This window comes from Fibrobacter sp. UWB16 (genome assembly GCF_900215325.1).
Classification (GTDB): Bacteria; Fibrobacterota; Fibrobacteria; order Fibrobacterales; family Fibrobacteraceae; genus Fibrobacter.
In genome coordinates this window covers 187,627-195,742 of record NZ_OCMS01000004.1, presented here as the reverse complement: position 1 = coordinate 195,742, position 8,116 = coordinate 187,627, and the positions used below count along the sequence as shown (strand labels likewise).

Annotated in this window: 9 protein-coding genes and 1 tRNA gene; all 10 read left to right on the top strand. The window is 52.4% G+C overall.

The window, feature by feature from the left end; all coding sequences use genetic code 11:
* Nucleotides 1–566: EF-Tu/IF-2/RF-3 family GTPase (locus tag CRN95_RS12985; RefSeq protein WP_255405880.1), on the top strand; the 566-nt coding region annotated here is incomplete at its 5' end.
* Between the two features lie 12 nt (nucleotides 567–578).
* Nucleotides 579–731 carry a 50S ribosomal protein L33 gene (gene rpmG / locus CRN95_RS12980; RefSeq protein ID WP_014545993.1) on the top strand — a complete coding sequence of 51 codons (153 nt, stop codon included), beginning with the start codon at nucleotides 579–581 and terminating at the stop codon, nucleotides 729–731.
* A gap of 12 nt (nucleotides 732–743) precedes the next feature.
* Nucleotides 744–816 (top strand) — tRNA-Trp (locus CRN95_RS12975).
* A 19-nt stretch (nucleotides 817–835) separates the two neighbouring features.
* Nucleotides 836–1,024, top strand: a complete 189-nt coding sequence (gene secE / locus CRN95_RS12970; RefSeq protein ID WP_014545992.1) for a preprotein translocase subunit SecE — start codon at nucleotides 836–838, stop codon at nucleotides 1,022–1,024.
* A 3-nt stretch (nucleotides 1,025–1,027) separates the two neighbouring features.
* The gene (nusG, locus tag CRN95_RS12965) at nucleotides 1,028–1,567 is read left to right on the top strand and encodes a transcription termination/antitermination protein NusG (protein ID WP_088630086.1); all 540 of its coding nucleotides are present in this window, start codon (nucleotides 1,028–1,030) and stop codon (nucleotides 1,565–1,567) included.
* Nucleotides 1,568–1,599: 32 nt separating this feature from the next.
* On the top strand, nucleotides 1,600–2,025 hold the full coding sequence (gene rplK / locus CRN95_RS12960; RefSeq protein WP_014545990.1) for a 50S ribosomal protein L11: 426 nt from the start codon (nucleotides 1,600–1,602) through the stop codon (nucleotides 2,023–2,025).
* 40 nt (nucleotides 2,026–2,065) lie between these two features.
* Complete coding sequence (gene rplA, locus CRN95_RS12955) at nucleotides 2,066–2,752, top strand: 50S ribosomal protein L1 (protein ID WP_014545989.1); 687 nt, start codon at nucleotides 2,066–2,068, stop codon at nucleotides 2,750–2,752.
* An 8-nt stretch (nucleotides 2,753–2,760) separates the two neighbouring features.
* The gene (gene rplJ, locus CRN95_RS12950) at nucleotides 2,761–3,294 is read left to right on the top strand and encodes a 50S ribosomal protein L10 (RefSeq protein ID WP_014545988.1); all 534 of its coding nucleotides are present in this window, start codon (nucleotides 2,761–2,763) and stop codon (nucleotides 3,292–3,294) included.
* 51 nt (nucleotides 3,295–3,345) lie between these two features.
* Nucleotides 3,346–3,720 carry a 50S ribosomal protein L7/L12 gene (gene rplL, locus CRN95_RS12945; RefSeq protein ID WP_015731969.1) on the top strand — a complete coding sequence of 125 codons (375 nt, stop codon included), beginning with the start codon at nucleotides 3,346–3,348 and terminating at the stop codon, nucleotides 3,718–3,720.
* Nucleotides 3,721–3,825: 105 nt separating this feature from the next.
* A complete protein-coding gene (gene rpoB / locus CRN95_RS12940) occupies nucleotides 3,826–8,115 on the top strand; it encodes a DNA-directed RNA polymerase subunit beta (RefSeq protein WP_097021165.1) in 4,290 nt (1,429 codons plus the stop codon).
* Nucleotide 8,116: the final 1 nt, after the last annotated feature.

The window sequence follows — 8,116 nt, the reverse complement described above, 5'->3', positions numbered from 1 at the left end:
CCGACAAGCCGTTCCTCATGCCGATCGAAGACGTGTTCACGATTACTGGCCGCGGCACTGTCGCTACTGGCCGTATCGAACGCGGTGTCGTTCGCCTCAACGACAAGGTTGAACGTATCGGTCTCGGTGAAACCACCGAATACGTCATTACCGGTGTTGAAATGTTCCGTAAGCTCCTCGATGACGCTCAGGCCGGTGACAACGTTGGCCTCCTCCTCCGTGGCGCTGAAAAGAAGGACATCGTCCGTGGCATGGTGCTCGCAGCTCCGAAGTCCGTCACTCCGCACACCGAATTTAAGGCTGAAATCTACGTTCTCACGAAGGACGAAGGTGGCCGTCACACGCCGTTCATGAATGGCTACCGTCCGCAGTTCTACTTCCGCACCACCGACGTTACTGGTACGATCCAGCTCCCGGAAGGTGTCGAAATGGTTACTCCGGGTGACACGGTCACGATTCACGTGAACCTCATCGCTCCGATCGCTATGGAAAAGCAGCTCCGCTTCGCTATCCGTGAAGGTGGCCGCACGGTTGGTGCAGGTTCTGTAACCGAAATCATCAAGTAATCAGGATTAAAAATGCCTAGAGAACTCATCGTGCTTGAATGCACAGAATGCAATCAGCGCAACTATGATTGCGACAAGAACAAGCGTCTTCATCCTTCCCGCGTGGAATACAAGAAGTACTGCCGCTTCTGCCGCAAGCATACTGTTCACAAGGAATCCAAGTAAGGAAGTCCGAATAGGTCGATAGCTCAATTGGTAGAGTCACGGTCTCCAAAACCGTTGGTTGGGGGTTCGAGTCCCTCTCGACCTGCTCACTTCCCGGAGAAAAAATGCGTAAGGTTCAGCAATATGTATCAGAATCTGTCCAAGAACTGAAACAGGTTACTTGGCCCACTTGGGAAGAGCTTAAAGGTTCTACTCTTGTTGTAATGCTTTTCAGCGTTATCATGGGATTCTATATTGCAGGGCTCGACTTTGTGCTCTCTTGGATTGTCAATTTCATCATGGGTAGAGGTTAGTGTATGTCCATGCAGTGGTATGCCGTTCACACCTTTACCGGTCAAGAAAACAATATCAAGAAACGCCTTGAGCAAATGATTGAGCGCGAAGGCGTTCAAGATAAATTTGGACGTATTATCGTGCCTACTCGCGAAGTTGTTTCCAACGTTCGCGGTAAGCGTCGGGTAAGCGTCCAAAATTTGTTTCCTGCATATATCATTATTGAAATGGAGCTGGACGAGCTCACCCAGCACCTGGTGTCCACCATCAATGGTGTCACCCATTTCGGCGGAATGACTCGCGCTTCTCGAGTACCTATTCCGCTTCGTCAGAGCGAGGTCGATCGTCTTCTGGGTGTTGATCCTGAAAACTCCATCGAAGGCGAGATCCAAATTCCGTATACAATTGGCGAAAATGTCTGCATCAAGGAAGGTCCGTTCAAGGGCTTTGTGGGCGTCGTAGATGAAATTATGGAAGCCAAGATCAAGGTCATGGTTTCCGTTTTTGGTCGTTCTACGCCAGTCGAACTCGCCTTTAACCAGGTTGAATCCGCCGACGCATAATTGATTACGGTCTTTGAAACGGAGATAATACAGTGGCAAAGAAAATCACAGGTTATATTAAGCTCCAGATTCCCGGTGGCGCAGCTAACCCAGCTCCGCCGGTAGGTCCTGCCCTTGGTCAGAAGGGCGTGAACATCATGGAGTTCTGCAAACAGTTTAACGCTAAGACTCAGAATGACAAGGGCATGATTGTGCCGGTCGTCATCACGGTCTACGCTGACAAGAGCTTCACCTTCATCACGAAGGTCTCGCCGGTTCCGGCCCTCATCAAGAAGGCTACTGGCGTGCAGAGCGGCTCTGGTGAACCCAACCGTAAGAAAGTTGGCAAGATCACTCAAGCCCAGATCACGGAAATCGCCCAAAAGAAGATGCCGGATCTAAACACAATCGACCTCGAAGCCGCCAAGCGCATGGTTGCGGGCACTGCTCGTTCCATGGGTATTGAAGTGGTTGACTGAGGCAGGTAATTCACCGTTACGTATCTGACAGGAAAATTTCATGTTCAGAGGAAAAAAATACAAAAAGATTGCTGAATCTTTCGATCGCACCAAAGCGTACGATTTGAAGGAAGCAATCGAAATACTCAAAAAGTCCGAATTGAAGTTCGACCAGACGGTCGAAGTACACTTCAATCTCGGTGTGGACCCAAAACATTCCGACCAAGTGGTTCGTGGCACTGTCGTGCTTCCGCATGGTACCGGTCGTCAGGTCCGCGTCTTGGTGTTCTGCAAGGACAACAACCTTGAAGTTGCCAAAGCCGCAGGTGCTGACTACGCTGGTGGTGCCGACTTGGTTCAGAAGATTCAGGAAGGCTGGCTGGATTTCGACGCCGTCGTTGCTACTCCCGACATGATGCCGGTGATTAGTAAGGTCGCACGTGTCCTCGGTCCTCGTGGTATGATGCCGAGCCCCAAGGCTGGTACGGTGACTGTTAACGTCGCTCAGACCGTCAAGGAACTCAAGGCCGGTAAGATTTCCTACCGCGTTGACAAGGGCGCTAACGTCCACGCTCCGGTTGGCAAGCTTTCCTTCACTGCCGATCAGCTCGTTGAAAACACGAAGTCTGTCATCGACTCTGTTGTGAAGAACAAGCCTCAATCTTCTAAGGGCACTTACATCAAGAGCCTCACATTGACGGCTACGATGGCCCCGGGCATCAAACTTGATATGGCACTGACGCGCTAGGAGAAACCATGAAAGCTGTAGTTAAAAAACAACAGACCGTGGACGCGCTCGTCGAGTCCTTCAAGGGCGCTACCGCCGTCTATCTGCTCAATTTCCAGGGCATCACTGTCGACAAGGACAATGCCCTCCGCAAGGCCCTCGCTGCTAAGGGTGTCAAGTACCACGCTGTGAAGAACACTCTTCTCAAGCGCGTTCTCGAAGCACTCAAGGTTGAAGGTCTCAACGATTCCCTCACTGGCGCAACGTCTGTGATGGTCGGTTTCGAAGAAGACCCGCTCCTGCCGGCTCGCGAAATTGAAGCATTCCACAAAGCAAACCCTGATTTCTTGGTTGCCAAGAGCATTTACCTTGATGGCAAGGCAATGCCGGGCTCCGAAGTCGTGAACCTCTCCAAGATTCCGGATCGTAAGGGCATGATCGCAATGATCGTCTCTATCGCTCTCGGACCTGGCTCCACGATCGCCGGTCAGCTCAAGACCCTCCAGGAAAAACTGGAAAAAGAATCGGGTTCCGAAGCAGCCCCTGCTGCAGCGGAAGCTTAACAACAAACCACAAACCAAAAATTTTAAACGGAATAATCGGAGAAACACATCATGGCAACTGATATCAAGGCATTGGGCGATCAAATCGTTGGTCTTACCCTTCTCGAAGCCAAGGCTTTGGCTGACTACCTTAAAGAAACCCACGGCATCGAAGCCGCTGCCGGTGGCGCTGTAGTTATGGCTGCAGCTGCTGCAGCTCCTGCTGAAGAAAAGACCGAATTCGACGTCATCCTCGCCGAAATCGATCCGGCCAAGAAGATGGCTATCCTCAAGGAAGTTCGCGCTATCACGGGTCTCGGCCTCGCTGAAGCTAAGAAGGTCGTCGAAACTGCCAACAGCGTCATCAAGGAAGCTGCACCGAAGGCTGACGCCGAAGCTCTCAAGAAGAAACTCGAAGAACTCGGAGCAAAGGTTACCCTTAAGTAATGCTTTTGCTGCATTAATTCTTCCTTACCAATTGCCTGCACAACAGTGCGGGCTTTTGGTGTTTTTTGACTATTATTAGGCTCTTCACCGGATGAGGTATTTCTAATGACGACGGAGCGAAAGTCTTATTCCTCCAACAAGTTCCACCTGGAACTCCCGTACCTGATCGAAGTCCAGAAGGCTTCGTACGAGCAATTCCTTCAAAAGGACATTCCGCAAGAAAAAAGGATGAACGTCGGGCTTGAACGCGTGTTCCGCGATATCTTCCCGATCACCGATGACAAGGATCTGTATTCCTTGAAGTATGAAGGATATTATTTCGGCATCCCGAAATACAGCATCCCCGAATGCCGTGAGCGCGGTCTCACGTATTCCATGGAACTTTTTGCAACTCTCTCCCTCCAGGTGTTCGAAAAGGACGGAGAAGAAAGCAAGCTCAAGGAAGAAATCAAGAACGATGTCTTGGTTTGCGAACTTCCTATCATGACCGAGAACGGAACGTTTATCATTAACGGCGCCGAACGCGTCGTCGTTTCGCAGTTGCACCGTTCTCCTGGTGTGAGCTTTGACGAAGAAATGCAACCTAACGGCCGCTCCGACTACAAGAGCCGTATTATTCCGCACCGCGGCGCATGGGTTGAATTCAACACCGAAGGCGACATACTTTACCTCATCATCGACCGCAAAAAGAAGATCGCCGCTACCGCTATGCTTCGCTGCATCGGCTTCGAAACGACTCAGGACATCCTGAACCTCTTCTACAAGAAGACCGACGAAATCGTTCTCGACGATGCCGCATTCAATGACTTTGACAAGGAAGGTGTCTGCACCCTCATCAACCGCATCATCTTCAATGATGTCGTTGACGAAGAAACGGGTGAAATCATCCTCGAAGCCAACACTGTCATCGACGACAAGAAGCTCGAACGCCTCCGCGAAAGCAGTGTCGAAAAGATCACCGTGCTTTCCAAGGAAGAAGACAACCTCCTCATCCACTACACGCTCGCTGCCGATAAGACGAAGTCCCGCGAAGACGCCCTCAAGGCTGTCTACTCCGTGACCCACCAGCAGCAGGAAGAAGCTCCGAACCTCCAGACCGCCGAACGCTATTTCGACGAACTCTTCCTCAACGACCCGCACAAGTACGATCTTGGCGAAGTCGGTCGTTACCGCTTGAACGCAAAGGTTTACACCGCTGCTATTCTTGCCAAGGTTAAGGAAGTTGCTGAACGCTTCGACCGCGTCAACGAATTCAAGATGCCGTCTGTGACCCAGATGACGATGAGCAAGACTGACTTCCTCGCTATCATCGAATACATGGTCGGCCTCTTCAACGGCGACGAAGGCTACACTCTTGACGATATCGACCACTTGGGCAACCGTCGTACACGTTCCGTGGGCGAACTCCTTGCCGGTCAGATTTCCGTCGGCCTCTCCCGTATGTCTCGCGTCATCCGCGAAAACCTTTCTCTCCATTCCGAAGAAGAACAGACGACTCCGCGCGAACTCGTGAATACTCGCATGGTCTCTACTGTCGTCCAGGCATTCTTTGGCCAGAGCCAGTTGTCCCAGTTCATGGACCAGATGAACCCGCTTTCTGAACTTACTCACAAGCGTCGTCTCTCCGCTCTCGGTCCTGGTGGTCTTACCCGTGAACGTGCAGGCTTCGAAGTCCGTGACGTTCACTACACGCACTATGGCCGTCTCTGCCCGATTGAAACTCCGGAAGGTCCGAACATCGGTCTTATCAACTCCCTCGCATCTTACGCCGTGGTGAACCACTTCGGCTTCATCGAAACCCCGTACCGTATTGTGGGTCTCGTTGAATTCAAGGACGCTCAGGGCAACAAGTGCTACTTCCCGGAAGAAAAGTGGCATTTCGGTATCTTCAAGGGCTTCGTTCATGATCCGCACCTCTTCGTGGAACTTGAACTCACCCAGAAGGAAATCGACACTGTCCGCTTGAACCTCGACAACCGCCAGCGCGAATTGTTCGAAGGCTTCGTGAACAAAGTGTTCCAGCTCAAGGATGCCGACGGTAACGTTTCTTACAGCAAGAACGGCTTTGCCCTCGACGATTTCGACGGCACTCCGGACTACGTGCAGGTGGGCGACGTCGTGGAACAGATCGTTTCCGACTACATCAGCTACCTCACTGCAGACGAAGAAGACTCCTTCAAGGTCGCTCCGGCTTCTACCGAACTTGACGAAAACAACCGCTTCAAGGGCGACATGGACGGCTATGTCATCGTCCGCGACAAGAGCGAATACCCGCACTTGATGAAGCAGGATTCCATCGCCATCGGCGACACCGAAACCGAACGTATCGACCTCATGGACGTGGCCCCGATGCAGATTGTGTCTGTGGCTGCTGGTCTTATCCCGTTCCTCGAACACGATGACGCTAACCGTGCATTGATGGGTTCTAACATGCAGCGCCAGGCTGTGCCTCTGCTCCGCGCCGAAGCTCCGGTCGTGGGTACTGGCCTCGAACGCCGCGCCGCTCTTGACTCGGGTACGGTTGTCCGTGCAAAGCACGACGGTAAGGTCACGTTTGTCGACGCTCGCAACATCACTGTGCAGCGCGGCAAGATGGTGAACGGCGTATTTGAACCGCTCACTGGCCTTGGCGAAAACTATGAATTCCTCGGCAAGGATCCGATTGACGAATACACGCTCCGCAAGTTTGAACGTTCCAACCAGGATTCCTGCATCAACCAGAAGCCGATCGTGAACGTTGGCGACTTCGTGAAGGTCGGCGACGTCTTGGCTGACGGTGTTTCTACCGACCACGGCGAACTCGCTCTCGGTAAGAACATCCTCATCGGCTTCCTCCCGTGGAACGGTTATAACTACGAAGACGCTGTCATTATCTCCGAAGAACTTGCCATCAAGGACACGTTCACTTCTATCCATATCGAAGAATACGAAATGGAAGTCCGCGACACCAAGCGCGGTCCGGAAGAATTGACTCGTGAAATTCCGAACGTCGGTGAAGACGCTCTCCGCAACCTCGACGAAAACGGCGTGATCCGCGTCGGTGCTGAAGTCGGTCCGGACGATATCCTCGTCGGTAAGGTTACCCCGAAGGGCGAAACCGAACTCACTCCGGAAGAACGTTTGCTCCGTGCCATCTTCGGCGAAAAGGCCGGCGATGTGCGTGACTCTTCCCTCAAGGCTCCTCCGGGAATGAAGGGCGTCGTGCTCGAAACCCGTATCTTCAGCAAGAAGGACAAGGCCGACAAGAAGAGCAAGGAAAAGGATCAGGAAACGATCGAAGAAATTCGTCAGAATTTCCAGAGCCAGATCGACCGCATCAAGGATGCATGCCGTGAACACTTGTTCGACCTCCTCGCAGGCAAGTCTGCTGGCAAGGTCATGGACAACGAAACTCACGAACTCCTCATCCGCGAAGGTCAGACTTATAACGAACAGAACCTCAGACTCATCGACGTGACGAAGGTCTCTCCGCTCTCCACATTCGTTGTGGATGACGATGACCTCCAGGACAAGGTGCTCTCTCTCGTTCTCGTCGCTCGCGACAACCTCGATACCCTTACCCGCACGATGGAAAAGGAAATCGACAAGGTCACGAAGGGTGACGAACTCAAGCCGGGTGTTCTCAAGAGCGTCAAGGTCTACATCGCAAAGAAGCGCTGCCTCTCCATCGGTGACAAGATGGCAGGTCGCCATGGTAACAAGGGTGTCGTCTCGAGAATCGTTCCGGTCGAAGACATGCCGTTCACTGAAGACGGTCGTCCGCTCCAGATTCTTCTGAACCCGCTGGGCGTGCCTTCTCGTATGAACATCGGTCAGGTGCTTGAAGTTCACTTGGGCTGGGCTGCAAAGACTCTCGGCTTCAAGGTGACGACTCCTGTGTTCGACGGTGCCAAGTTCGAAGACATCTGCAAGGAACTCGAAAAGGCTTACCAGAAGAACCCGATCGTGAACTACGAAATGGATCCGGATAACAACAAGATTATCGGTAAGGCCAAACTTTACGACGGCAAGACCGGTGAAGCCCTCCTGAACCCGGTGACCATCGGTTACATGTACTACCTCAAGCTCGGTCACTTGGTCGACGACAAGATCCACGCACGTTCTATCGGTAGCTACGCTCTCGTGACGCAGCAGCCGCTTGGCGGTAAGAGCCAGTTCGGTGGCCAGCGCTTCGGTGAAATGGAAGTGTGGGCTATGGAAGCTTACGGCGCCGCTTATACGTTGCAGGAACTCCTCACCGTCAAGTCTGACGATGTGCAGGGCCGTTCCAAGGTCTATGACGCCATTGTCAAGGGTCAGAATACTCCGAAGCCGGGTATCCCTGAATCCTTCAATGTTATGATTCGCGAAGTTCATTCTTTGGGTCTTGATATCGAGACCACTGGAGACAAGTAAT

Coding starts and splice junctions, on each gene's coding strand:
- rplJ (WP_014545988.1), top strand. CDS start 2,761: ATGAAAGCTGTAGTTAAAAAACAACAGACCGTGGACGCGCTCGTCGAG.
- rpoB (WP_097021165.1), top strand. CDS start 3,826: ATGACGACGGAGCGAAAGTCTTATTCCTCCAACAAGTTCCACCTGGAA.
- rpmG (WP_014545993.1), top strand. CDS start 579: ATGCCTAGAGAACTCATCGTGCTTGAATGCACAGAATGCAATCAGCGC.
- nusG (WP_088630086.1), top strand. CDS start 1,028: ATGTCCATGCAGTGGTATGCCGTTCACACCTTTACCGGTCAAGAAAAC.
- secE (WP_014545992.1), top strand. CDS start 836: ATGCGTAAGGTTCAGCAATATGTATCAGAATCTGTCCAAGAACTGAAA.
- rplL (WP_015731969.1), top strand. CDS start 3,346: ATGGCAACTGATATCAAGGCATTGGGCGATCAAATCGTTGGTCTTACC.
- rplA (WP_014545989.1), top strand. CDS start 2,066: ATGTTCAGAGGAAAAAAATACAAAAAGATTGCTGAATCTTTCGATCGC.